The sequence below is a fragment of the Streptomyces tuirus genome, from assembly GCF_014701095.1.
GTDB lineage: Bacteria > Actinomycetota > Actinomycetes > Streptomycetales > Streptomycetaceae > Streptomyces > Streptomyces tuirus.
The window spans coordinates 5054715-5077976 of sequence record NZ_AP023439.1 but is presented as its reverse complement, the minus strand read 5'-3'; the positions used below and the strand labels follow the sequence as shown (position 1 = coordinate 5077976).

The 23262-nt window shown below is 71.1% G+C and carries 22 protein-coding genes and 2 tRNA genes; 9 read left to right on the top strand and 15 right to left on the bottom strand.

Features of this window, described 5'->3' with window-relative positions; genetic code table 11:
• Window positions 1–68: 68 nt before the first annotated feature.
• The 6 genes from IGS69_RS23470 to IGS69_RS23445 all read right to left on the bottom strand — a co-directional run bounded on the left by IGS69_RS23470 (window position 69) and on the right by IGS69_RS23445 (window position 5530).
• Window positions 69–1316 (bottom strand): HD domain-containing protein, encoded by a 1248-nt coding sequence (locus IGS69_RS23470; RefSeq protein ID WP_190902503.1) that lies wholly within the window; start codon window positions 1314–1316, stop codon window positions 69–71.
• On the bottom strand, window positions 1313–2650 hold the full coding sequence (locus tag IGS69_RS23465) for an HD-GYP domain-containing protein (protein ID WP_190902502.1): 1338 nt from the start codon (window positions 2648–2650) through the stop codon (window positions 1313–1315). Before IGS69_RS23465 ends, IGS69_RS23470 begins: the two co-directional genes overlap by 4 nt.
• 155 nt (window positions 2651–2805) lie before the next feature.
• On the bottom strand, window positions 2806–3117 hold the full coding sequence (gene rsrA, locus IGS69_RS23460; protein WP_190902501.1) for a mycothiol system anti-sigma-R factor: 312 nt from the start codon (window positions 3115–3117) through the stop codon (window positions 2806–2808).
• Window positions 3114–3800 carry an RNA polymerase sigma factor SigR gene (sigR, locus tag IGS69_RS23455; protein WP_190904612.1) on the bottom strand — a complete coding sequence of 229 codons (687 nt, stop codon included), beginning with the start codon at window positions 3798–3800 and terminating at the stop codon, window positions 3114–3116. The genes rsrA and sigR overlap by 4 nt, the downstream gene beginning before the upstream one ends.
• A gap of 256 nt (window positions 3801–4056) precedes the next feature.
• Window positions 4057–4713 (bottom strand): alpha/beta hydrolase family protein, encoded by a 657-nt coding sequence (locus IGS69_RS23450; RefSeq protein WP_385863454.1) that lies wholly within the window; start codon window positions 4711–4713, stop codon window positions 4057–4059.
• Between the two features lies 1 nt (window position 4714).
• Window positions 4715–5530, bottom strand: a complete 816-nt coding sequence (locus tag IGS69_RS23445) for an SOS response-associated peptidase (protein WP_190902500.1) — start codon at window positions 5528–5530, stop codon at window positions 4715–4717.
• A gap of 103 nt (window positions 5531–5633) precedes the next feature.
• Between IGS69_RS23445 and IGS69_RS23440 the strand changes: the two genes are divergently transcribed.
• The 4 genes from IGS69_RS23440 to IGS69_RS23425 all read left to right on the top strand — a co-directional run bounded on the left by IGS69_RS23440 (window position 5634) and on the right by IGS69_RS23425 (window position 9273).
• Entirely contained in the window at window positions 5634–6356 is a 723-nt protein-coding gene (locus IGS69_RS23440; protein ID WP_190902499.1) for a M50 family metallopeptidase, read from the top strand.
• A 110-nt stretch (window positions 6357–6466) separates the two neighbouring features.
• Window positions 6467–7783, top strand: coding sequence for a 3-phosphoshikimate 1-carboxyvinyltransferase (gene aroA, locus IGS69_RS23435; protein ID WP_190902498.1), 1317 nt, complete (start codon window positions 6467–6469; stop codon window positions 7781–7783).
• A 17-nt stretch (window positions 7784–7800) separates the two neighbouring features.
• Window positions 7801–8811 carry a ribosome small subunit-dependent GTPase A gene (rsgA, locus tag IGS69_RS23430; RefSeq protein ID WP_190902497.1) on the top strand — a complete coding sequence of 337 codons (1011 nt, stop codon included), beginning with the start codon at window positions 7801–7803 and terminating at the stop codon, window positions 8809–8811.
• A 138-nt stretch (window positions 8812–8949) separates the two neighbouring features.
• Window positions 8950–9273, top strand: a complete 324-nt coding sequence (locus IGS69_RS23425) for a DMT family transporter (RefSeq protein ID WP_190902496.1) — start codon at window positions 8950–8952, stop codon at window positions 9271–9273.
• A 7-nt stretch (window positions 9274–9280) separates the two neighbouring features.
• On the opposite strand, the gene IGS69_RS23420 is transcribed toward IGS69_RS23425, so the two are convergent.
• The 4 genes from IGS69_RS23420 to IGS69_RS23405 all read right to left on the bottom strand — a co-directional run bounded on the left by IGS69_RS23420 (window position 9281) and on the right by IGS69_RS23405 (window position 12666).
• Window positions 9281–9886, bottom strand: coding sequence for a TetR/AcrR family transcriptional regulator (locus tag IGS69_RS23420; RefSeq protein WP_190902495.1), 606 nt, complete (start codon window positions 9884–9886; stop codon window positions 9281–9283).
• Between the two features lie 337 nt (window positions 9887–10223).
• The gene (locus tag IGS69_RS23415) at window positions 10224–11015 is read right to left on the bottom strand and encodes an ABC transporter permease (protein ID WP_190902494.1); all 792 of its coding nucleotides are present in this window, start codon (window positions 11013–11015) and stop codon (window positions 10224–10226) included.
• Entirely contained in the window at window positions 11012–11965 is a 954-nt protein-coding gene (locus tag IGS69_RS23410) for an ATP-binding cassette domain-containing protein (protein ID WP_190902493.1), read from the bottom strand. Before IGS69_RS23410 ends, IGS69_RS23415 begins: the two co-directional genes overlap by 4 nt.
• 32 nt (window positions 11966–11997) lie before the next feature.
• Window positions 11998–12666, bottom strand: a complete 669-nt coding sequence (locus IGS69_RS23405) for a DUF4097 family beta strand repeat-containing protein (protein WP_190902492.1) — start codon at window positions 12664–12666, stop codon at window positions 11998–12000.
• Window positions 12667–12899: 233 nt separating this feature from the next.
• On the opposite strand from IGS69_RS23405, the gene IGS69_RS23400 reads away from it, so the two are divergent.
• The 3 genes from IGS69_RS23400 (at window position 12900) to IGS69_RS23390 (ending at window position 14993) form a co-directional block, all read left to right on the top strand.
• A complete protein-coding gene (locus tag IGS69_RS23400; RefSeq protein WP_190902491.1) occupies window positions 12900–13640 on the top strand; it encodes a GbsR/MarR family transcriptional regulator in 741 nt (246 codons plus the stop codon).
• 33 nt (window positions 13641–13673) lie between these two features.
• On the top strand, window positions 13674–14474 hold the full coding sequence (gene hisN / locus IGS69_RS23395; protein ID WP_190902490.1) for a histidinol-phosphatase: 801 nt from the start codon (window positions 13674–13676) through the stop codon (window positions 14472–14474).
• Window positions 14475–14603: 129 nt separating this feature from the next.
• The gene (locus IGS69_RS23390) at window positions 14604–14993 is read left to right on the top strand and encodes a CBS domain-containing protein (protein ID WP_190902489.1); all 390 of its coding nucleotides are present in this window, start codon (window positions 14604–14606) and stop codon (window positions 14991–14993) included.
• 73 nt (window positions 14994–15066) lie between these two features.
• Here the strand turns inward: IGS69_RS23390 and IGS69_RS23385 are convergent, their stop codons facing one another.
• Window positions 15067–16518 (bottom strand): catalase, encoded by a 1452-nt coding sequence (locus tag IGS69_RS23385; RefSeq protein WP_190902488.1) that lies wholly within the window; start codon window positions 16516–16518, stop codon window positions 15067–15069.
• Between the two features lie 145 nt (window positions 16519–16663).
• Between IGS69_RS23385 and IGS69_RS23380 the strand changes: the two genes are divergently transcribed.
• The gene (locus IGS69_RS23380; protein WP_190902487.1) at window positions 16664–17080 is read left to right on the top strand and encodes a Fur family transcriptional regulator; all 417 of its coding nucleotides are present in this window, start codon (window positions 16664–16666) and stop codon (window positions 17078–17080) included.
• 123 nt (window positions 17081–17203) lie between these two features.
• On the opposite strand, the gene IGS69_RS23375 is transcribed toward IGS69_RS23380, so the two are convergent.
• From IGS69_RS23375 to IGS69_RS23360, 4 genes are all read right to left on the bottom strand, one after another.
• Window positions 17204–17277: transfer RNA gene (locus IGS69_RS23375), tRNA-Met, on the bottom strand.
• 82 nt (window positions 17278–17359) lie between these two features.
• The gene (locus tag IGS69_RS23370; protein WP_190902486.1) at window positions 17360–19183 is read right to left on the bottom strand and encodes a tetratricopeptide repeat protein; all 1824 of its coding nucleotides are present in this window, start codon (window positions 19181–19183) and stop codon (window positions 17360–17362) included.
• A gap of 234 nt (window positions 19184–19417) precedes the next feature.
• Window positions 19418–19491 (bottom strand) — tRNA-Met (locus tag IGS69_RS23365).
• A 57-nt stretch (window positions 19492–19548) separates the two neighbouring features.
• A complete protein-coding gene (locus IGS69_RS23360) occupies window positions 19549–22497 on the bottom strand; it encodes a UPF0182 family membrane protein (protein ID WP_190904610.1) in 2949 nt (982 codons plus the stop codon).
• 163 nt (window positions 22498–22660) lie between these two features.
• Here IGS69_RS23360 and IGS69_RS23355 point away from each other — a divergent pair, with 163 nt between their 5' ends.
• A complete protein-coding gene (locus tag IGS69_RS23355) occupies window positions 22661–23203 on the top strand; it encodes a PPA1309 family protein (RefSeq protein WP_190902485.1) in 543 nt (180 codons plus the stop codon).
• Window positions 23204–23262: the final 59 nt, after the last annotated feature.

The following is a 23262-nucleotide window of genomic DNA, read 5'->3' as shown; positions in this document are numbered from 1 at the left end:
GAGCCCCCGGACACCTTCTCCTTCGCATCCAACCATGTACGGCCTCGAGGGCGCTCATTACCCATGGGTTACCCAGCCACGGGCAGGGTCAGACTGCTCCTTGCCAGTACCCGGGCCAGTGATTCCACCACCTCCGGGGCGTACGTCCCGGCGGTGGCGAGCCGGAGTTCCTCCAGCGCCGTCAGCGGCCCGCCGGGCCCTCCTTCCCGGGACTTCTCCTCGTACGCGTTCACGGCCCGGACGATTCGCGCGGCGAGCGGCTGCTCGGCGTAGGGGTCGGCCTGCCGCTCCACGACCACGGCCACCGCCTCGTCGACGCCCGTCTGCCGTACGACGGCTCCGCCGAGCAGGGCGATCCGCCGCTGCTCCGCGACGGGCAGCGCGGCGGTGGCACCCGCCGGAACGGGGTCGACGAGGCTGAGCTGGCCGATGTCGTGCATGAGCGCGGCGTACTCGAGGACGGCGAGCTCGGGCTGGGTCAGGCCCAGGTCGCGCCCCACCGCCTTGCTGACCACGGCGACGCGCCGGGCGTGCCCGGCCGGGGTGTATCCGGCGACCTCGGTGGCCCGGGCGAGGGAGGCGATGGTCTGCCGGTAGGTCGCCCGGACGGCGGCGTACCGGCGGAACGCCATCTGGGCGAGCAGCAGCGGCACGGAGAACACGGGCAGCGCCCACAGCCCCACCACGGCGACCGCCAGCGCCATCACCGCCCCGGTGGCGATGACGGCGGACCCGATGCCGTACACGGCCCGCATCTCGTCCCGCAGTACCGGCCCGAAGGGCCAGCCGGTGCGGGTGTGGGCCAGGGCGGCGGCGAGCACCGCGTCGCACAGCGCGGTCAGGGACAGCAGCGCGAGGAGGAGCAGGGCGTAGGCGGGACCGCCCCAGTCGTCGAACATGCCCCGGCTGTACGGGGGCTGGAAGCAGACGGCGACGAATCCGACGGTGAGCACGCGGCGGGCGAGGTGGTCGAGGGTGGGCCCCTGCCCGCGTGCGACATGCGGGACGCTGCCGAGCAGGGAGGCGATCAGTACGACGGTGACGACCTGGGCGGGGCCGTGGTGGCTGGCCCGTCCGCCGGCCTCGCCGAGCAGGGCGTAGGAGAGGGCGGCGGCGGCCCCGAGGGGTGCCGGTTCCCGGACTCGGGCGCCGTTGCGCCGGGTGAGCTCGCCGACGGTGACGAGGACGCCGAAGGCGAGGGCGACCCGGCGTTCCTCCAGGCCGTGGTGGAGGGTGACGACGAGGGAGCCGGTCGCTAAGAGGGCGGCGCAGGCGTGGACGAGGGTGAGGAGCGGGGGCGGCCGGTAGGCGCTCATCGGTGTGCTCCCGGACGGCCGGCCAGGCGGGTGCCGGGCGGGGGCACGCGGGACGGGCGGGTCTCCTCGTCGTCGGCGGTCACCGCGGGGTGCCATCCCGCGCGCCCGACGGCCTCGACGAGCGCCGCGACCATCACCGGGTCGAACTGGCTGCCCGCGCACCGCTCCAGCTCCGCCAGGGCCACGGAGACGGGCCGGGCCCTGCTGTAGCTGCGGGTGGAGGTCATGGCGTCGAAGGCGTCCGCGACGGCCACCACCCGTGCGGACTCCGGGATCTGACGGCCCACCAGGCCATAGGGGTACCCGCTGCCGTCGAGCCGCTCGTGGTGGTGCAGCACGGCGGCGCGGGCCTCGCCGAGGAAGCCGATGCCGCGCACCATCTCGTGCCCGTACTCGGGGTGCAGCTCGATCACCCGCCGCTCCTCGGGTGTCAGTGGCCCGTCCTTTCTGAGCAGCCGGGTGGGCACGCCCAGCTTGCCGACGTCGTGCAGGATCCCGGCGAAGCGGAGCACCTCCACGCGCTCGTCGGCCATGCCCAGCTCGCGCGCGATCATCATGGAGGCCTGCCCGACGCGCTCGCTGTGCCCGCGGGTGTAGCCGTCCTTGATGTCGACGGCCTGCACCAGCGCCCGGATGGTCGCCTGATGGGCGGCGCGTTCCCGGTGGTACTGCGCGAACGCCCACCACGAGACGCACATGGGCAGCAGGACGAGCAGCGCGGAGACGGGGCCGTAGGGGCTGCGCCAGAGGACGGCCATCATCAGCCCGGCGAGGCCGTGCACGGCGATCGGCGCGAGCGAGCGGGCCACCAGGCCGCGCCAGGCCCGCCGTACCGGCACCCGTTCCGCCAGGGCCAGGATGCCGGCGTCGAGCAGCGCGAGCACCAGGCAGAACGCCAGCACGGCCGCTCCGGCCGGGCCGAGGGCGTACGGGACGTCGCCCGCCGCGACCGCGTCGCGCCCGCCGAGCAGCCGGTGCACCTCGGCCGCGGCCCACACGCCGAGGACGAGCTGGGCGGCCCGCCAGACCCGCCGCAGCGCCACGGGCCGCTGCGCGACCTGGGAGAGCAGCGCGCCGGGCACGACCACCAGCGCGGCGGCGCTCGCCGGCAACAGGAAGGCGCCGGCGAGCAGGACGGGGTAGAAGGTCCCGGCCGGGTGGGAGATCCCCACGAACCGGGACCTGGCCACGCGCTCGCACACCGCGTACAGCGCCGCGAGCAGCGCGGCCGCCCACCAGGGCGTGCGGACGCCCGGCAGCGGCAGCAGGCAGAGCAGCGCGGCCACGGCGACACAGGCGATGTAGACACGTGCCCGTGCCGGTACCGCTTCCATGAGCCCCTCCCCCGGCCATGTCCGTCAGGCATCGGAGCCTAGGACGGCGGCAGGGGGTTCCGCGGGTCGATAGCCCGCGGTTTAGCACGTTCGAGTGACGTGTTCGGGGGGGACTGACCCCGCAGAGGCGGGGTGGGTCCAAAGGCGCGGGAGTGTCAGGACTCCTGGGGCGTGGCGGGCGAGGCCGTGATGTCCTGCTCGGGGACGGCCTGGCCGGAGCGGATCAGGTCGATCCGCCCCATGACCTTGTCCCGCAGGTCACCCGGCACGTCGTCGTGCCCGCAGCAGCGCTTGACGAGCTTCTTCACGGCCTGCTCGAGCCCGTACTTCTCGAGGCAGGGCGAGCACTCCTCGAAGTGGTGCTCGAACTTCACGCAGTCCGAGTCCGGCATCTCACGGTCGAGGAACTCGTAGAGATGATCGAGGATTTCGCTGCAATCCGTCTCGTGCGGCTCTCCGCAGCTCATGACCCCGAGCCTTTCGCTTCGTTCGACTCTCCGGCGCCGGCCGGGACCATCCCGCGGTCACGGGCGTAGTCCTCCAGCATGCCGCGCAGCTGACGGCGGCCCCGGTGCAGCCGGGACATCACCGTACCGATGGGTGTCCCCATGATGTCGGCGATCTCCTTGTAGGCAAAGCCCTCGACATCCGCCAGGTAGACCGCGATGCGGAACTCCTCGGGGATCGTCTGGAGCGCTTCCTTCACGTCCGAGTCGGGCAGGTGGTCGAGCGCCTGCGACTCCGCGGAGCGCAAGCCCGTCGACATGTGCGACTCGGCGCGGGCGAGCTGCCAGTCCTCGATCTCCTCGGCCGCGGAGCGCTGAGGTTCGCGCTGCTTCTTGCGGTACGAGTTGATGAAGGTGTTGGTGAGGATCCGGTACAGCCACGCCTTGAGGTTGGTGCCCTCGCGGAACTGGTGGAAGGACGCGTACGCCTTGGCGTACGTCTCCTGCACCAGGTCCTCGGCGTCGGCCGGGTTGCGCGTCATGCGCAGCGCGGCCGAGTACATCTGGTCGAGGAACTCGAGCGCGTCCCGCTCGAAGCGCGCGCTGCGCTCCGCGGCCGTCTCCGCGCCCGTGCCGCCCTGGCTCTCGGGCTGCTCCGACCGGCCGTTGTCGGCCCCTGCGTCGGTCCCAGTGACCGGACCCACCTCCTCGAGTGTTCTCGTGAGACCGAGACCGGTCTCACCCGAATCGGAGGATAGACGACGATCCGGTCCGCCCGCCGCCCGGACAGGGGCGGTCCTGGCCGCGTGCAGCACCGTCCAGTCCAGGTCGGCGCGGCTGCTGCGGGTCGGGCAGATGGTCGAACCCATGCGGCGGACTCCCTCTCCTACGACGTCGGCGCTGGTCTCCAGCACGTACGTCCCGCACAACAGTGACCGCCGCCCCGGCATTCCCGAAGCTTTACCCGAGTGACCCCGTCCACTCCACGACCGCGTCCGTGATGACTGCCACGGCCTCGTCCTGCGAGATGTCCGCACGCTTCGGCACGGCGAAGCCGTGATCCCCGTACGGGATCTCCACGAGCGCGTACGTCCCCTCGGGGAACTCCGCCGGCTTCCCGAACGGGTCGTTGCCGCCCTGCACGACCAGGGTGGGCACCCCGGAGCCCAGCAGCTCGTCGGCGCGGGACTTCTCCGGCTTGCCCGGCGGGTGCAGCGGGAAGCTGAGCGCGAGCACGGCGTGGGCGCCCAGCTCGGTCGCGGTGCGGCAGGCCACCCGGGCCCCGGCGCTGCGCCCTCCGGAGATCACCGGCAGCCCGGACTCCGCCAGCGCGGGCCAGATGCCGCGCCAGCCGGTGTCCAGGGTCCCGGGCGCGGGTGCCAGCTTCTTCCCGGCCACCCGCCAGGGCTGCTCCACCCGGGCGACGGTCACGCCGTGGGCGGGCAGGGCCTCGGCCAGGGCGGTCAGGTCGCGGGCCTCGATGCCGCCGCCCGCGCCGTGACTGACGGCGAGGACCAGCCGGGCCTTCTTCGCCTCGTGCCAGGTGATACGGGCGGTTCCGGCGTCGGTCTCGACGGTCTCGGTGCTCGTGGGGGCCGTCTTCGTCACATGCGTCACGTCAGAAGAGTGTGCCCTCTTCGGGCCCCTCCAGCTCCTTCAGCAGCTCCGGCCCGTTGTTGCGGACGTTGCTGACGGCCGTGGCGACGGGGTAGGCCCGCATCAGCCCGCCGGGCGGCGGGGCGAGCAGCTCGCGCAGGTCGTCGGCGTCCGTGCGGGACGGGTCCAGCCAGGCGTCCCAGCGGTCGGGCGTCAGCATCAGCGGCATCCGGGGGTGGATCTCGGCGAGCGCCCGCGGCCCGTCGGCCGGGGACACCGCGAGGGGGCTCTGCTCGGCCTCCGTGGTGATGACCGAGCAGGTCACCCACCAGGCCTGCGGGTGATCGTCCGGCAGGGTCCTGTCGCGCCAGAACTCGTACAGCCCGGCCATCGCGAAGACCGACCCGTCGGCCGGTGTCACGAAGTACGGCTGCTTGCGGGGCCGCTTCTTCTTGCCCTCGACCTCCAGCTCGCGCTCCTGGGTGCCGGTGACCCACTCGTAGTAGCCGTCGGCGGGCAGGATGCAGCGCCGGGAGGTGAAGGCGCGGCGGTAGGACGGCTTCTCGTGGACGGTCTCCGCGCGGGCGTTGATCATCCGGGCGCCGCCCTCGGGGGTCTTCGACCAGGACGGGACGAGTCCCCACTTCAGCGTGCGCAGCTGCCGAACCGGCCGCGGGTCGTCCGCGTCTTTCAGGGGGCGGTCCAGGACGGCGTAGACCTCCTTGGTGGGTGCCACGTTGTAGTCCGGCGCGAGGGTCTCCTCGGGCTCCCACTTCTCGATCTCAAAGATTCCTGCGAGATCCTCTGGCCTACGACTCGCTGAATACCGTCCGCACATACGTGCCACACTGCCAGGCCCACCCGCCGCCCGACCACCACCCCTCAACGACGGCGCTGCGCGCCGCACCCATTGGATCGCCCACAGGGAGCCAACGCCTTACATGGACAGCACCGCAACCGCCTCGCTCGCCTCCCTCTGGGACGAGGTGTCCGGCACGCAGCCCGACCCCGATCTGTGGGTGGTGATCGCGACTCTGGGCGCCGCGCTCGCCGTGGTGATCCCGCCCGGCCTGTGGCGCATCTCCCGCAACGCCATCACCATTGCCCACGAGGGCGGTCACGGGCTCGTGGCCCTGCTCACCGGCCGCACCCTCACCGGCATACGCCTGCACTCGGACACCAGCGGCCTGACCGTCAGCCGCGGCAAGCCGCACGGCATCGGCATGATCCTCACCGCCGCCGCGGGCTACACCGCCCCGCCCCTGCTGGGCCTCGGCGGCGCGGCCCTGCTGGGCGGCGGCCGCATCACCCTGCTGCTGTGGCTGGCCACGGCCCTGCTCCTGGCCATGCTCGTGATGATCCGCAACGCCTACGGCGCCCTGACCATGCTCGTCACCGGCGGTCTGTTCGTGCTGGTGTCCTGGCTGGCCGGGCCCCAGGTCCAGGCGGCGTTCGCGTACGCGGTGGTGTGGTTCCTGCTGATCGGCGGAGTCCGCCCGGCCTTCGAACTCCAGGCGAAGCGGGCCCGGGGCGGGGCCGGCGACTCGGACGCGGACCAGCTGTCGCGGCTGACGCACGTACCGGCGGGGCTGTGGTTCTTCCTCTTCCACGCGGTGTCGCTGTGCTCGCTGATCGGCGGCGGGCGCTGGCTGCTGGAGATGTGACGGCCGGCCCGAGGGGCGCGTGGCCCCCGTGGTGTGCGGCTCCACCACGCGGGCGCGACCGGCGCCGACGGCGCCGCACTCGGAAGTCGGCTGGCTTATAAAGTGGGGCCATGGCCCCGAACACCGCAGACACCGCCCTCTGGCCCGCCCCGCACGCGAGCGGAGCCGTCGACGCGACGGTCCACGTGCCCGGGTCCAAGTCGGTCACCAACCGTGCCCTGGTCCTCGCCTCCCTCGCCTCCGAGCCCGGCTGGCTGCGCCGCCCCCTGCGCTCCCGGGACACCCTGCTGATGGCGGGGGCGCTGCGCGCGATGGGCATCGAGATCGAGGAAGGCGTGGGCCCCGACGGCACCGGCGAGGCGTGGCGGGTGATCCCCTCGGGCCTGCGCGGCCCGGCCGCGGTCGACGTCGGCAACGCCGGCACGGTGATGCGGTTCCTGCCGCCGGTCGCCGCGCTCGCCGACGGCCCCGTCCGGTTCGACGGCGACCCCCGTTCCTACGAGCGTCCGCTGAACGGCGTCATCGACGCGCTGCGTCAGCTCGGCGCCCGTATCGACGACGACGGCCGCGGCGCCCTGCCGATGACCGTGCACGGCAACGGCGCCCTCGAAGGCGGCACGGTCGCCGTCGACGCCTCCTCCTCGTCCCAGTTCGTGAGCGCCCTGCTGCTGTCCGGGCCGCGCTTCAACCAGGGCGTCGAGGTCCGCCACACCGGCGCCACGCTGCCCTCCATGCCGCACATCCGCATGACCGTCGACATGCTGCGCGCGGTCGGCGCCCAGGTGGACACGCCCGAGTCGGGCGGCGAGCCGAACGTCTGGCGGGTCTCGCCGGGGGCCCTGCTCGGCCGCGACCTGGTCATCGAGCCGGACCTGTCCAACGCACAGCCGTTTCTCGCAGCGGCCCTGGTGACCGGCGGCAAGGTCGTCGTCCCGGACTGGCCCTCGCGCACCACCCAGCCCGGCGACCGGCTGCGCGAGATCTTCACCGAGATGGGCGGCTCCTGCGAACTGACCGAGTACGGGCTGGTGTTCACCGGCTCCGGTTCGATCCACGGCATCGACGTCGACCTGGGCGAGGTCGGCGAGCTGACCCCGGGCATCGCGGCGGTCGCGGCCCTCGCGGACTCCCCGTCGACGCTGCGCGGCGTGGCCCACCTGCGGCTGCACGAGACGGACCGGCTGGCCGCGCTGACCAAGGAGATCAACGAACTCGGCGGCGACGTCACGGAGACCGCCGACGGTCTGCACATCCGCCCCCGCCGGCTGCACGGCGGGATCTTCCACACCTACGACGACCACCGCATGGCCACAGCCGGCGCGATCATCGGACTCGCGGTGGAGGGCGTGCAGATCGAGAACGTCGCGACGACGGCCAAGACGCTGCCCGACTTCCCCGATCTGTGGACCGGGATGCTCGGGGCGTAGGACGCGGGGATCACGTCATGCGGCGCTACGGCAAGCACACCGACGAGGACGACATCCGCACCCGTCCGGGCCGCCGGAACACCCGGCCCCGGACGAACATCCGCCCCAAGCACGAGGACGCCGCCGAGGGCCTGGTCCTCACCGTCGACCGGGGCCGTCTGACCTGCCTCGTCGAGGACCGCGTGGTCCTGGCGATGAAGGCCCGCGAGCTGGGCCGCAAGGCAGCGGTGGTCGGCGACCGCGTGGCTCTCGTCGGTGACCTGACGGGCAAGAAGGACACCCTGGCGAGGATCGTGCGCATCGAGGAGCGCACGTCCGTACTGCGCCGCACGGCCGACGACGACGATCCGTTCGAGCGGGTGGTCGTCGCCAACGCCGACCAACTGGCAGTCGTCACCGCCCTCGCCGACCCGGAGCCCCGCCCCCGGCTGATCGACCGCTGTCTGGTCGCGGCCTACGACGGTGGCCTGGATCCGCTGCTGGTGCTGACCAAGTCGGACCTCGCCCCGCCGGAGAAACTGCTGGAGCTGTACGGCGACCTCGACATCCCCTACGTGGTCACCAGCCGCGCGGAACTGGAGAGCGGGGTCGCCCTCGCCCGGGTGCGGGAGCAGCTCGACGGCAAGATCACCGCGTTCGTCGGCCACTCCGGGGTCGGCAAGACGACCCTGGTGAACGCGCTGGTGCCCGAGGAGCGGCGGCGTACGACGGGCCATGTGAACGCGGTGACGGGCCGCGGCCGGCACACCACGACCTCGGCGCTGGCGCTGCCCCTGTCGGGCGGCGACGGCTGGGTGATCGACACCCCGGGCCTGCGGTCCTTCGGCCTCAACCATGTGGACCCGTCCCGGGTCATCCACGCCTTCCCCGACCTGGAGCCGGGCACCGAGGGCTGTCCGCGCGCGTGCAGCCACGACGAGCCGGACTGCGCGCTGGACGCGTGGGTGGCCGAGGGGCACGCGGATCCGGCGCGGCTGTACTCGCTGCGCCGGCTGCTGGCCACGCGCGAGCGCAAGGAAGGCGACTGACCTCCGCGTTGTTTGTCCTGGCGTGCGGACGGTAAGTGCATAATCGCACCCAAGCCGGACGCGAGCCTGGCCAAAGCCTGACGAGCGCGACGGAACCGACGAAGCGGTCACTGAACGTGGGATACGGGAGGACGACTCATGGCGTGGCTGCTGGTCATCGTGGCCGGGTTGCTCGAGACCGGCTTCGCGGTGTGTCTGAAGCTGTCGCACGGCTTCACCCGGCTGTGGCCGACGGTCGCGTTCTGCATCTTCGCCCTCGGCAGCTTCGGACTGCTGACCCTGGCGCTGAGACGGCTCGACGTGGGTCCCGCGTACGCGGTGTGGACCGGCATCGGGGCTGCGGGAACGGCCATCTACGGCATGATCTTCCTGGGCGACGTGGTGTCCACGCTGAAGATCGTGTCGATCAGTCTCGTCATCATCGGCGTGGTCGGGCTGCAGTTGTCGGGATCGGCGCACTGACGCTTCGTCACCTCGCCTGCCGCTGAAGGGCGCTGCGGACCAGGTCGGCGACGCCGCCCTCGCCGGGTGGTGCGGCCACGCACGACAGGGCCAGCCGGACGGCGAGTTCGCAGGAGCGGGCCAGGTCGGCGGAGTCGGACTTGGCCGTGCCGGGGCCGGCCAGGAGGCCGACGGCCCGGTCGCGGACGAGGGCGACGAAGTCGCCGGGTGAGGGCAGCGGCCCGTCGGCGCGGCGCTGGGCCGGCACGGCAGAGGTGGACGGCACGGCCGTCAGGGCCGGGGCGGGCAGCCGCTCGCTCCAGCAGCCGGTGAGCATGGCGCGGACGAGGAGGTTCTCCCGGGCGGCCGAAGCGGTCCACTCGGCGGTGGCGGCGAGCCGGTCGCGGGGATCGCTCGGCCCGGTGAGGGCGCGGTCCACCCCGGCGAGAAATCCGTCGGCCTCTCTCCTGACGAGCGCCCGGGCGAGGCCGTCCTTGCTGCCGAACTCGTTGTACAGCGTCTGCCGGGACACTCCGGCCGCCGCGGCCACGTCCACCATCCGTACGGCCGACCACGGCCGGCGCACCAGCGCCGTGTACGCGGCGTCCAGTAGAGATTCCCGCGCTGCAGGCATCTTCGCCTCCCCTTGGGGCGAGCGGTCTGCGCCCAGATTTGACGCGCGTGCAACCACTGTCAAGGGTTCGCGAGCGCGCTTGGGGGCGCGTTTCGGCCTTGCCGCGCGGGGTCGTTGGCCGGGTGGGCTCGGCCTTGCCGCGCGGGGCCGTTGGCCGGGTGGGCTACGGCCTTACCGCGCGGGATCGGCCCGGAGGCCTACGGCCTTGCCGCGCGAGGTCGTTGACCGGGTGGGCTACGGCCTTGCCGCGTGGGTTCGGCCCGGAGGCCTACGGCCTTGCCGCGCGGGGTCGTTGGCCCGGTGGGCTACGGCCTTGCCGCGCGGCGTTGACCCGGGGCTACTTCGGGTCGTCGTTGAACTTCGAGGCCGACCAGAAGTAGCCGAGCACGGCGAGGCCGAGGCACCAGGCGAGGGCGAGCCATCCGTTGTGGCCGATCCCGGTGCCGAGCAGCAAGCCGCGCAGGGTCTCGATGGCCGGGGTGAACGGCTGGTACTCGGCGATCGGCTGGAACCAGCCCGGCATCGCGTCGAGCGGGACGAAGGTGCTGGACAGCAGCGGCAGCAGGATGAGGGGCATCGCGTTGTTGCCGGCGGCCTCGGCGTTCGGGCTGACCAGGCCCATGCCGACCGCGATCCAGGTGAGCGCGGTCGCGAACAGCACGAGCAGTCCGAAGGCCGCGAGCCACTCCACGACGGTGGCGTCGGTGGAGCGGAAGCCGATGGCCACACCGACGGCGCCGACGAGCACCACGCTGATGACCGCCTGCAGCACGCTGCCGATGACGTGCCCGATGAGGACCGAGCCGCGGTGGATGGCCATGGTCCGGAAGCGGGCGATGATGCCCTCGGTCATGTCGTTGGAGACGGAGACCGCGGTGCCGATCGTGGTGCTGCCGATGGTCATCAGCAGCAGGCCGGGGACCACGAAGGCGATGTACGCGGAGCGGTCCGGACCGCCACCGCCGATGCCCGCGCTCATGGTGTCGCCGAAGATGTAGACGAAGAGCAGCAACAGCATGATCGGCGTGAGCAGCAGGTTCAGCGTGAGGGACGGGTAGCGCCGGGCGTGCAGCAGGTTGCGGCGCAGCATGGTGGCCGAGTCGCGCACGGCGAGCGAGAGGGAGGTCATCGGGCCGTCTCCTTGGGCTGGTCAGTGGTGCCCGTCAGGGCGAAGAACACGTCGTCGAGGTCGGGGGTGTGCACGGTCAGTTCGTCCGCTTCGACCCCTGCGGCGTCGAGACGGTCGAGGATGGTGCGCAGTGCGCGCTGGCTGCCGTCGCTGGGGAGTTGGAGGGCGAGGGCTTCGTCGTCGCGAGTGGTGTCGCCCAGGGCGGTGACGGCGTTCCGGTAGGCGGCGGGGTCGGTGAAGCGGAGCCGGACGTGTCCGCCGGGGACGATGCGCTTGAGTTCCTCGGCGGTGCCTTCGGCGGCGAGGGTGCCGTTGTGGAGGACGGCGATGCGGTCGGCGAGTTCGTCGGCCTCCTCGAGGTACTGGGTGGTGAGGAAGACGGTGACGCCGCCGGTGACGAGGTCGCGGATGATCTGCCACATGGTGTGGCGGGCGCGGGGGTCGAGGCCGGTGGTGGGTTCGTCGAGGAAGATGATCCTGGGGCCGCCGACCAGGGTCATGGCGATGTCGAGGCGGCGTTTCATGCCGCCGGAGTAGGTGGATGCGGGCTTCTTCGCCGCGTCGGCGAGGTCGAAGCGCTCCAGCAGCTCGGCGGCGACGCGGCGTCCCTCGCGTCTGGGCAGGTGGTGCAGGTCCGCCATGAGGAGCATGTTCTCCTCGCCGGTGATCAGACCGTCGACCGCGGAGAACTGACCGGTCACGCCGATCGCGGCGCGTATGGCCTGCGGGTCGGCGGTGAGGTCGTGGCCGCCGACCCGGATCTCGCCGCTGGTCGGGTCCGGCGAGATGAGGGTGGAGAGGATCTTGACGGCGGTGGTCTTGCCGGCGCCGTTCGGGCCGAGGAGGGAGAAGATCGTTCCTTCCGGGACGGCCAGGTCGACGCCGTCCAGGACGGTCTTGTCGCCGTAGGACTTCCGCAGCCCGTTCGCCGCGATGGCCAGATCGGTCATGAGAGGTGCTCCTTCGGACGGGCGGTGGGGTTCTAGAGGCTGCGGGCGGTGATGTCGCCGTGGGCGGTGGTGGCGTGGATGGTCAGGCCGGCGGCGCCGTCGGTGTTCTTGAGGGCGTTGTGGATCCGGCCGTGGCCGGTGCCGGCGTCGAGGGCGGCGGAGACGCCGTGGGCGGCGTCGACCGTGATGTCGCCCTGTTCGGTGCGCAGTGCGACGGCGCCGGTCACGGCCTCGGCGATGCGGAGGTCACCCTTCTGGGTGCTGATCTCGGCGGGGCCGCCCAGGCGGCCGACCAGGATGTCGCCGGCGAGCAGGGTGAGGCGGGCGCTGCCGGTCTCGTCGAGCTTGATCGTGCCCTGCGCGGCGTCGAACTCGACGTCGCCGAGCCGTCCGACGCCGCGCAGGTCGGCGGCGGCGGCCTTGGCCTGGACGCGGGATCCGGCAGGCAGCTGGACGGTGACCTCGACGGATCCGGAGGAGCCGAGGATGCGGTTCTTCGCCGCGGGGGCCTCGATCCGCAGGGCGCCGTCGTGGTGGGTGATCTCGATCTGCTCCGCCGCCTTGACGTCGCGGCTCTTGGCGGGGTCCGCGGGCAGGACCTCGACGGTGGTGTCGGTCCGGTCGGCGGCGATGAGGCGGATGCGTCCGGCGGGGATGTCGAGGACGGCCGAGACGGGGGCGGGGCTGTCGAACTTCTGCATCGTTGCTCTCCTTGACGTGACTTCGTTCCGTAGTTTCCAACGATGGAAAAGCTACGTTGCATTCACGCAGCAGGCAACAACTTCGTTGCACGCAAGGCCAGTCCTGGCAGCTCAGAGCAGACATTTCATTGCAACGACCCTGCCGCCTAACGCAACACCACCACTCATTCCGTTGCAATGAAATGAAGATGAACGCTATGGTGCGGACATCACGCACCACAAAGGAGGCCGCGATGCCGGGAGGCAGACTCACTCAGCAAGAGCGCCAGCAGATCGTGCTGGGACTCGCCGACGGCCTCGCCTACGCGGAGATCGCCCGGCGCCTGGACCGCCCGACCTCGACGATCACCCGCGAGGTCATGCGCAACGGCGGCCCCACGGCCTACCGCGCCGACCTGGCCCATCGCGCCACGGAACGCCGCACCCGCCGCAAGCAGCCCGCGCAACGGGACCCGAAGGCCCGCCCGCAGTCCGACGGACGGGACGCCGAGGCCGTACGCGAGTACGAGGAGACGTTCACCACCGTCATGATGGCGTCGGGCATGCCGAAGATGATGTCCCGCGTGCTGGCCTGCCTCTGCATGACCGACTCCGGCAGCCTCACCGCGTCCGAACTGGCCGAGCGCCTCCAGGTCAGCCCGGCCTCGGTGTCCAAGGCGGTCACGTTCCTCGACAGCCAGGGCTTCCTCCGCCGGGAGGCCGACCAGGGCCGCCGCGAGCGCTACATCGTCGACGACGACATCTGGTACCGGTCGATGATGGCCAGCGCACAGGCCATCGCCAAGGTCGTCGAGACCGCGCGGCAGGGCGTCGGCATCCTCGGCCCCGGCACCCCGGCCGCCGCACGCCTCGAGAACATCGCCCGTTTCCTCGACTTCGTCTCCGAGAGCTCCACCCGCGCCGCGGAGCAGGCACGCGACATCCTCCACACCAAGCCCGAGAGCACTTCCGACTCCCCCACAAACCCCCGGTAGCCCCATCGCCACCTCGGCAGATAGGTTCGTTGCATGCCCGACTACCTCGACGACCTGCGTCTCGCCCACGTCCTCGCCGACGCCGCCGACGCCGCGACGATGGACCGGTTCAAGGCCCTCGACCTCAAGGTCGAGACCAAACCGGACATGACCCCGGTGAGCGAGGCGGACAAGGCCGCGGAGGAACTCATCCGCGGCCACCTCGGGCGCGCCCGCCCCAGGGACGCGATCCTCGGTGAGGAGTACGGCGTCGAGGGCACCGGCCCCCGCCGCTGGGTGATCGACCCGATCGACGGCACCAAGAACTACGTACGCGGCGTTCCCGTCTGGGCCACGCTCATCTCGCTGATGGAGGCCGGCGAGGGGGGCTTCCAGCCCGTCGTCGGCGTCGTGTCCGCCCCCGCCCTCGGCCGCCGCTGGTGGGCCGCGAAGGGCCACGGCGCGTTCTCCGGCCGCAGCCTCACCAAGGCCTCCCGGCTGCAGGTCTCCCGCGTCTCCAAGCTCTCCGACGCCTCCTTCGCGTACTCCTCACTGAGCGGCTGGGAGGAGCAGGGCCGCCTGGACGGCTTCCTGGACCTGACCCGCGAGGTGTGGCGCACGCGCGCGTACGGCGACTTCTGGCCGTACATGATGGTCGCGGAAGGCGCCGTCGACATGTGCGCCGAGCCGGAGCTGTCCCTGTGGGACATGGCCGCCACCGCCATCGTCGTCACCGAGGCGGGCGGCACCTTCACCGGCCTCGACGCCCGCCCGGGCCCCCACAGCGGCAACGCGGCCGCGTCCAACGGCCTGCTCCACGACGAGCTGCTGGGATACCTGAACCAGCGCTACTGAGCCCCCGGTTGTTACCGAGCGCCCCCTTGTTGACTCTCCCTTTACCTGCCACCCTGAGAGTCCCCCCACTTGTGAATTTGTGAAATCATGAACGAACGGCGGGGAGACCCCCAGGAGGTGGCTCCATCCATGCTCGTCCGTGACGCCATGAGCACTGTCGTCCTCACCATCGGCCCCACCCACACCCTGCGCCAGGCAGCGGCGCTGATGTCCGCGCGCAAGGTCGGGGCGGCCGTCGTCCACGACCCCGACGCCGGCATCGGCATCCTCACCGAACGCGACATCCTCAACTCCGTGGGCCTCGGCCAGGACCCGGACGCCGAACACACCCACGCCCACACCACCAACGACGTCGTGTTCGCCGCTCCGGCCTGGACCCTGGAGGAGGCCGCGGCCGCCATGGCACACGGTGGCTTCCGGCACCTCATCGTGCTGGACGGCGGCGAACCCGTCGGCATCGTCTCGGTCCGCGACATCATCCGCTGCTGGGCACCGGCACGACAGCGGGTCCCGGCCTGACCACGCGGACGGGCCGGGCCCCCCGAAGAGGGTCCCGGCCCGTCCGCTACCGCAAGCGGTCCAGCGCTGGAGTTCAGCCGCGCAGGGCCTGGACCGCGACCTCCAGCCGCTTGCCGTAGTCTCCGTCGGCCCGACGGAAGTTGTCGATCGCCCGCTCGACGATATCGTCGCGCGAGACCTTGGCGATGAAGCCGGCCAGGTTGGCGACCAGGCGCTCCTTCTCGTCCTCGCTCATCAGGCGGTAGAGGTTGCCCGCCTGCACGAAGTCGTCGTCCTCGGCGTGCACCGGGGCCGGGTGGTTGCCCGTCGCGCCGCTCACGGCCGTGGCGGACCACAGCGGACGGTCCGTCTGGAACGGGCCGCCGAAGCTGTTCGGCTCGTAATTCTTCGCGCCGGCGTGCCGTCCGTCGTAGAGGTACCCGTCCCGGGAGTGGGTGCGCGCCACGGTGGCGTGCGGCCGGTTCACCGGCAGGTGGTCGGCGTTGATGCCGACCCGGTAGCGGTGGGCGTCGCCGTAGGCGAAGAGACGGCCCTGGAGCATCTTGTCCGGGGAGGGGCCGATGCCCGGCACGAAGTGGGCGGGGCTGAAGATCGACTGCTCGACCTCGGCGAAGACGTTCTCCGGGTTGCGGTTGAGCTCCAGCTTGCCGATCTCGACGACCGGGTAGTCCGCGTGCGGCCAGACCTTGGTCAGGTCGAACGGGTTGAAGCGGTAGGTCGCCGCCTCGGCCACCGGCATGATCTGCACGCCGACGGTCCAGGTCGGGTACTCGCCGCGCTCGATGGCCTGGCGAAGGTCACGCTGGTGGGAGTCGGGGTCCTCACCCGCGAGCCGGGCCGCCGCCTCGGCCGTCAGGGTCTTGATGCCCTGGTCGGTCTTGAAGTGGTACTTCACCCAGAAGGCCTCGCCGGCCGCGTTGCTCCACTGGAAGGTGTGCGAGCCGAAGCCGTCCATGTGGCGGTACGAGGCGGGGATGCCGCGGTCGCCGAACAGCCAGGTCACCTGGTGCGTCGACTCGGGCGACAGGCTCCAGAAGTCCCAGACGTTGTCCGCCTCGGTCGAGCCGGTGTAGGGGTCGCGCTTCTGGGTGTGGATGAAGTCCGGGAACTTGATGGCGTCCTTGATGAAGAACACCGGGGTGTTGTTGCCGACGAGGTCGTAGTTGCCCTCCTCGGTGTAGAACTTCAGCGCGAAGCCGCGCGGGTCGCGGACCGCGTCCGCCGCCCCCAGGTTGCCCGCCACCGTCGAGAAGCGCAGGAAGACCTCGGTCTGCTTGCCGATCCCGGAGAGGAAGGCGGCCCGCGTGTACGGGGTGACGTCGGCGGTCACCGTGAAGGTGCCGTACGCACCGGCGCCGCGGGCGTGGACGACACGCTCCGGGATGCGCTCACGGTTGAAGTGAGCCAGCTTCTCCAGCAGCAGCTGGTCCTGGACGAGCACCGGGCCGCCGACGCCCGCGGTCTCGCTGTTCTGATTGTCGGCGACCGGAGCCCCGGCCTCCGTCGTAAGCGGTCCCTGCGTCACGTGCGCCTCCTGCACCATTCCTGACCAGTCCTGTTCACCGGTCAAAGCCGTTCTCGATCCTACAATAGACAACGTCTAAAGCAAGTGGGACTCTAAACTCACACCTGTTCGGGACCTGGTCCCCCTAGCTGTTAGGCTGGTGGCCATGAGCGACCTTCTGGAACGCCTGCGCGGACGCGGATGGCGAATGACCGCGCAGCGGCGCGTCGTGGCCGAGGTCCTCGACGGCGAACACGTCCATCTGACGGCCGACGAGGTCCATGCCCGGGCCGTCGCCAAGCTGCCCGAGATCTCCCGGGCGACCGTGTACAACACGCTGGGTGAGCTCGTGACCCTCGGCGAGGTGCTGGAGGTCTCCACCGACCAGCGCGCCAAGCGGTACGACCCGAACGCCCACCAGCGGCATCACCACCTGGTCTGCGCCCAGTGCGGCGCCATCCGGGACGTCCATCCGGTCGGCAACCCGCTGGCGGACCTCCCCGACACCGAGCGCTTCGGCTTCACGGTCTCGGACGTCGAGGTGACCTACCGCGGCGTCTGCCCGAACTGCGCGGCCGCCTAGCCCGCACGAACGCGCGAGAGCCCCGGCACTGATGGGTGCCGGGGCTCTCTGCTGCCATGCTGCACGATGCCGCGGAAACACCGAAGGCCGGAACCCTTTCGGATTCCGGCCCTCGGCCTTCAGTAGCGGGGACAGGATTTGAACCTGCGACCTCTGGGTTATGAGCCCAGCGAGCTACCGAGCTGCTCCACCCCGCGTCGGTGAATGCAACGTTACGTCACCGCGGAGGGCAGATGCAAATCCATTGCCCGGCCGCACCCCCGCCCCACCTCCACCACCTCACGCGGACAGCTCCTGCCGCAGCGCGTCCCTCAGCCGCTCCGCCCGCTCGGTGACAGACGCCGGCCCCAGCGACACGGCCCGGTCGGCCCACCGCTGGCCCTCCGCCAGCTCACCCCGACGCGCGTAGACCAGGGCCAGCCGCAACGCCGCCCGCCCGTGCCCCGCGTCCGCGGCGCGCGTCCACCAGACCGCCGCCTCGGGCTCGCTCCCCTCCCGGGCCAGCAGCAGCCCGAGATTGAACGCGCCGTTGCGGGACCCGGCCTCGGCCGCCTCCCGGTACCACCGAGCCGCCTCGACGACATCGCCCCGGGCCGCCGCCAGCATGCCGACCCGCACCTGCGCCCGCCGATGCCCCTGGGAGGCCGCCCGCTCGTACCACTCCTCGCACTCGCTCCGCCGGTGCACCGGCTCCCCGAGCTCGTGCGCGGGCTCCGGCGGCCGCCGCGCGTCGAGCACGGTCGCCAGCCGGTACGCGGCCTCGGCGCTCCCGCCCCCGGCCGCGCACCGCAGATGCCGCTCGGCCTCCTGCTCGTCGCCGTCCCGCAGCCTCGCCATGCCGACCTGGAGCGCCGCCTCGGTGTGCCCGGCGGCAGCGGCCCGCTCGTACCAGCGCAGCGCGGCCCGCTCCTCGTCCCGCCCGGCATGCAGGATGCCGAGGTTGAAGGCGGCATCCACGCTCCCCGCCTCTGCGGCCTTGGAGAACCACGGCTCCGCGCCCGTCTCGTCGCCGCCCCGCAGCAGCAGGATCGCCAGCGCGTTCGCGGCCTCCCGGTGCCCGGCGTAGGCCGCGCGGCGGTACCACTGCTCGGCCTGCTGGGTGCGTCCCTGCTCGGCGCAGAGCAGGCCGAGGTTGTACGCGCCGTTCACGTCGCCCGCGTCCATCGCGGCGCGGTACCACCGCTCGGCGGTCTGGGTCTCGCCCCGCTCGGCGTGCAGCGCGCCCAGCGCGTTCGCGGCGTTGCCGTCGCCGTCCTGGGCGGCCCGCAGCCACCACACAGCGGCGTTCTCGGTGTCGCCCGCGTCGCGCAGCAGGAAGCCGAGCGCGCAGGCGGCCCGCGCCTCGCCGTCCTTGGCGGACGTCAGGTACCAGCGTCCGGCCTCCTTGAGCTCGCCGCGCCGCTCCAGGATCGTCCCGAGCTGCAGGGCGGCCCGCCGGTGGCCGCGCGCGGCGGCCTGCCGATACCACTGCTCGGCCTCCTCGGGCGCCCGGCCGTCGTCGTCACCGCCGGCTTCCCGCGCCGCCTTCCGGTCCAGCGCCCGCGCCAGCCGGTACGCCGCCTCCCGGTGGCCGCGCTCGGCCGCGACCCGCATCCACTGCTCGGCCGCGGCGTCGCCGCGGTGCTCCAGCAGGTCGGCGAGCGCGTAGGCGCCCAGCGTGTGCCCCTGCTCGGCGGACTGCCGCAGCCAGTACTCGGCGGCGGGTTCGTCGCCGCGCTCGCGGTGGTGCCGGCCGAGGGCGTGCGCGGCCGCCGTGGATCCGGCGACGGCGGCGATCCGCCACCATCCGGCGGCCTCGTCGGCGTACCCCCGCTGGTGGAGGAGGACTCCCAGGTTGTTGGCCGCCGCCCGGTCGCCCGCGGCGGTGGCGGCTCGCAGATGAGGCTCGGCACCGTCGAGATCGCCACGGCGCAGCAGCATGGCCCCGAGGACACTCATCGCTTCGACGTCGCCGGCCTCGGCGGCCAGCCGCTGACGCAGCTCCTCGGCCGCCTCGTCGGCGATCTCCCCGGTCTCGTCCGGGGTCTCGGTGTCCTCCCGGCTGGAAGGCTGCACAAAACGCCCTGTCTCGAACAGAGTTGCCTTGTCCCCCATAACGTCCATCGTCGCACCACCTGCAACCTGGGTACACCTGGTATACCGCAGCCAGTGAGGTCACTTCAGCGTTTTGTCGACATGCCCACAGAGAGACAAGTCAAACACAGATTGCCCAACTCCCCCCGGCGGCGCGGCCACAGCCGACGCCAGCACATGCGTTCACACATCACGAAGGCCCGGATTCCTGTGTGGAATCCGGGCCTTCGGTGTCGCCGCGTCACTCGGACATCGCGACTTCAGTAGCGGGGACAGGATTTGAACCTGCGACCTCTGGGTTATGAGCCCAGCGAGCTACCGAGCTGCTCCACCCCGCGCCGTTGTGTTCACAACCGTATCACGGCGCGGGATGGGCATTTGACCAGGCCAGAGCCCTAGCTGCTCGGCTTCGGGCTCGGACTGCCGCTGGGGCTGCCGCTCGGCTTGTCGCCGGGCTTGCTCTCGCCGCCCCCGGCGCCGCCCGTGCGGCTCGCCTCGGACTGCGCGTCCTCGGCCTTCCGCAGGGCGTCCTCGAGGTCCTTCTGCGCCTTGCCGTACGCCTCCCAGTCGTTCTTCTTCAGGGCCTCCTGGCCCGCGTCGAACGCCTTCTGGGCGTCCTCCAGGGCCTGTTGGACCGTCGGGTTGTCGGACGTCGGCGGTGGTGTCGTATCGCCCTCGTCCGGTGGCTCGGTGGTCGGGCCGTCCGCTCCGAAGACCTTGTTGAGGGCCTCGTCGAGGGTGTTCTCGAAGGCCGTCTGACCTCCGTAGGTGACCAGCACCTTGCGCAGCAGCGGGTACTTCAGTCCGCCGCCTCGTACGTAGACCGGCTCCACGTACAGCAGTCCGCCGTCGAGCGGCACCGTCAGCAGGTTGCCGTACTCGACCTCGGAGTCGCCGCCTCTCAGGAGCCTGATGGACTCGGCGATGTCCTCTTGCGAGTTGAACTGGCTCTGGACCTGCTTGGGTCCGTTGACCGTGGTGTTCGTCGGCAGTTTCAGGATTCTGATCTTGCCGTAGTCACTGGTGCCCGCCTCGGCGTCGACCGCCATGAACGCGCTGAGGTTGTCCCGGCCGTTGGGCGTGAGGGTCGTCGTCAGCGAGAAGGCCTGCGCCTTCTGGTCGGGCATCTTCATGCTCAGGTAGTACGGCGGCACCGCGCTGCCCGACCGGTTCGTCGGGTCGTCCGGCACCTGCCACACCTCGCTGCCGCTGAGGAACGTCGTGGCGTCCTTCACGTGGTAGCGGGTGAGCAGCTCCCGCTGGACCTTGAACAGGTCCTGCGGGTAGCGGAGGTGGTCCATCAGGTCCTTGGAGATGTCGCTCTTGGGCTCCACCGTGTCCGGGAAGGCCTTCATCCAGGTCTTCAGGACCGGGTCCTTGGTGTCCCACTGGTAGAGCTTGACCTCGCCGGTGTACGCGTCGACGGTCGCCTTCACCGAGTTGCGGATGTAGTTGACCTGGTTCTGCTGGGCCACCACCGCGCGGTTGTCGTTGGTGGCGGTCAGCGAGTCGGCCGTCGTGTCACCGAGGGTCGTACGCGAGGAGTACGGGTATCCGTTGGTCGTCGTGTACGCGTCGACGATCCACTGGATCCGGTGGTTCACGACCGCCGGGTAGGCGTCGCCGTCGATGGTCAGCCAGGGGGCGACCGCCTCGACGCGCTCCTTGGGCGTGCGGTTGTACAGGATCCGCGAGCCGTCTCCGATGGCACCGGAGTACAGGATCTGCGGCTCGCCCAACGCCACCGCGTACGCGGCCCGGTTGACCGGGTTGGAGAGGTTGACCCCGCTGTCGCCCTTGTAGCTGGTGGTCTTCTCGCCGTTGTCGTCGGAGTAGTCGATCTCCTTCTGGGGACCGCCGACGATCGAGTACGTGGTGGTCTTCTCGCCGTAGTAGACCCGCTGCTCGTACGTGCCGAGATCGCCCTCGGACGGGAGGTCGGACTCGGTGAAGTTCGGCCGGCCCTGGGCGTCGGCGCTGGTGCCCTCGGCGGCGACCACTCCGTATCCGTGGGTGTAACGGAAGTGGTTGTTGATCCAGTTCTTCTTCGGGATGCCCGCGAGGTTCAGCTCACGCAGACCGATGACCGTGTCCTGGTCCTTGCCGTCCTTGGCGTAGCGGTCCACGTCCAGGTTGTCCGGGAAGGCGTAGTAGTTCCTGATCTGCTGGAGCTGCTGGAACGTCGGCGAGACGATGTTCGGGTCCATGATCCGGATGCTCGCCGTGGAGGAGACGTCATCGCGCAGGGTCGACTTGTCCGCGGTCTTGCTCGTGCCCGAGTAGTCGGTGACCTTGGTGCCGTCGATGCCGTACGCCTGGCGCGTGGCCTCGAGGTTCTTCTCGACGTAGGGCGCTTCCTTGGCCTGCTCGTTCGGCTGGACCTGGAACTTCTGCACGATCGCCGGGTAGAGGCCGCCGATGAGGATCGCGGAGAGCACCATCAGGCCGAAGCCGATCACGGGCAGCTGCCAGGTGCGCCGCCAGATGGTGGCGAAGAACAGCAGCGCGCAGATGACGGCGATGCAGAACAGGATGGTCTTGGCCGGCAGGTAGGCGTTGGCGTCGACGTACCTCAGGCCCGTCCAGTTGTCGGTCGCCCTGAAGTCGCTGGACTTCACCGCGAGTCCGTAGCGGTCGAGCCAGTACGCGACCGCCTTGAGGGCCACGAAGACGCCGATGAGCACGGACAGGTGCCCGGTGGCCGCGGCCGTGGCACGGGCGCCGGGGCTGGTGACGCGCAGGCCGCCGTACAGGTAGTGCGTGAGCGCGGCGGCGATCACGGACAGGATCGCGGCGGCGAAGCCGAAGCCGAGCAGGAACCGGTACCAGGGCAGGTCGAAGGCGTAGAAGGAGACGTCCAGCTTGAACTGGGGGTCCTTCTGGCCGAAGGGCACGCCGTTGACCCACATGAGCCAGGTGCGCCACTGGCCGGAGGCGGAGGCTCCGGCGATCAGGCCCACCAGGGCGGTGATCCCCAACAGCAGCCACTTCTTGTAGGGCGCGATGCCCATCCGGTAGCGGTCGAGGTTCTGCTGCTCCATCGACATGGCGCTCAGCGGCGGCCGCAGCCGGTGCGCCAGCCAGATGTTGAAGCCGACGGCGAGGGCCATGAGCACGCCGAAGACGAAGAAGAGCCCGATCTTGGTCCACAGGGTGGTGGTGAAGACCGAGGAGTAGTTCACCGAGCGGTACCAGAGCCAGTCCGTCCAAAAGCCCGCGAACATGGTGAACGCCATGCCGAGAACGGCCAGGACGCCCAGCGTCATGAGCAGGGTCCGGACACGCCGGGACGGGCGGCCCACTCTGATCCGCGGCCCCGAAGGGCCTCCGCCGCGGTCCGGCATCTGGAAAGCCAAGGTGCGCACCTCGAAGTTCGCTGTTGATTCGTCAGGCCCGCGTCTTCACGGACCGGGCGTGGCCCCCGTGATCGTGGGCCCCCACCTATGCAACTTACTCACCGTTTACTCGGTTCCCGATTCCGGTCAGGAACGAGAGAGGATTGTGACCATGTCCAACACTCCCATGGCTGCGAACCCACTCACCCGGGCCGTTCTCGAGATCGACGAGTACGTCTCCGGCCTCGGCTGGGACCAGCCTGCCCGTCTTTTCGCCCTCGTCGACACCGCACGGCTGCGGGCCGAACAACCCTCGCTCGCGGACCGGCTCGGCCTGGGGGACGAGCCGGAGAACTCCGGACTCACCCCGATCGAGCAGGACGAAGTTCCAACGGGCAAGCCGCTCGACGAGTTCCTCGCCACCATCGCCTGGCCCGACGCCGTGGCCGGCTGCGCCCTCGCCGTGGAGCGCCTGATGCTGCCGCCGTCCGCGGAGGCCCAGGTTCCGAAGGGTCTGAGCGAGGCCGCGCTCACGAAGTGGGTGGCGGACCACCCGGACCGCCAGGAGGTCCGCATGACGGTCGCGGTCCTGCGCGACGGCACGCGCGAGTCGGCCCTGCGGCTGCGCGAGAAGGACTCCCCCACCGAGGTTCTGACCGGTTCCGACCTGGTCCCGGGCCTGGCGGAGGCGCTTACGGCGACGTTCGAGGAGTAGCCCCTGACGACTGTGGGGTCCGGCCTTCCGGACCCCGGTCCGTCCTTCGGTCCCTCGGT

Coding starts and splice junctions, on each gene's coding strand:
- IGS69_RS23470 (WP_190902503.1), bottom strand. CDS start 1,316: ATGAGCGCCTACCGGCCGCCCCCGCTCCTCACCCTCGTCCACGCCTGC.
- IGS69_RS23465 (WP_190902502.1), bottom strand. CDS start 2,650: ATGGAAGCGGTACCGGCACGGGCACGTGTCTACATCGCCTGTGTCGCC.
- rsrA (WP_190902501.1), bottom strand. CDS start 3,117: ATGAGCTGCGGAGAGCCGCACGAGACGGATTGCAGCGAAATCCTCGAT.
- IGS69_RS23445 (WP_190902500.1), bottom strand. CDS start 5,530: ATGTGCGGACGGTATTCAGCGAGTCGTAGGCCAGAGGATCTCGCAGGA.
- IGS69_RS23440 (WP_190902499.1), top strand. CDS start 5,634: ATGGACAGCACCGCAACCGCCTCGCTCGCCTCCCTCTGGGACGAGGTG.
- aroA (WP_190902498.1), top strand. CDS start 6,467: ATGGCCCCGAACACCGCAGACACCGCCCTCTGGCCCGCCCCGCACGCG.
- rsgA (WP_190902497.1), top strand. CDS start 7,801: ATGCGGCGCTACGGCAAGCACACCGACGAGGACGACATCCGCACCCGT.
- IGS69_RS23425 (WP_190902496.1), top strand. CDS start 8,950: ATGGCGTGGCTGCTGGTCATCGTGGCCGGGTTGCTCGAGACCGGCTTC.
- IGS69_RS23420 (WP_190902495.1), bottom strand. CDS start 9,886: ATGCCTGCAGCGCGGGAATCTCTACTGGACGCCGCGTACACGGCGCTG.
- IGS69_RS23415 (WP_190902494.1), bottom strand. CDS start 11,015: ATGACCTCCCTCTCGCTCGCCGTGCGCGACTCGGCCACCATGCTGCGC.
- IGS69_RS23410 (WP_190902493.1), bottom strand. CDS start 11,965: ATGACCGATCTGGCCATCGCGGCGAACGGGCTGCGGAAGTCCTACGGC.
- IGS69_RS23405 (WP_190902492.1), bottom strand. CDS start 12,666: ATGCAGAAGTTCGACAGCCCCGCCCCCGTCTCGGCCGTCCTCGACATC.
- IGS69_RS23400 (WP_190902491.1), top strand. CDS start 12,900: ATGCCGGGAGGCAGACTCACTCAGCAAGAGCGCCAGCAGATCGTGCTG.
- hisN (WP_190902490.1), top strand. CDS start 13,674: ATGCCCGACTACCTCGACGACCTGCGTCTCGCCCACGTCCTCGCCGAC.
- IGS69_RS23390 (WP_190902489.1), top strand. CDS start 14,604: ATGCTCGTCCGTGACGCCATGAGCACTGTCGTCCTCACCATCGGCCCC.
- IGS69_RS23380 (WP_190902487.1), top strand. CDS start 16,664: ATGAGCGACCTTCTGGAACGCCTGCGCGGACGCGGATGGCGAATGACC.
- IGS69_RS23370 (WP_190902486.1), bottom strand. CDS start 19,183: ATGGACGTTATGGGGGACAAGGCAACTCTGTTCGAGACAGGGCGTTTT.
- IGS69_RS23360 (WP_190904610.1), bottom strand. CDS start 22,497: ATGCCGGACCGCGGCGGAGGCCCTTCGGGGCCGCGGATCAGAGTGGGC.
- IGS69_RS23355 (WP_190902485.1), top strand. CDS start 22,661: ATGTCCAACACTCCCATGGCTGCGAACCCACTCACCCGGGCCGTTCTC.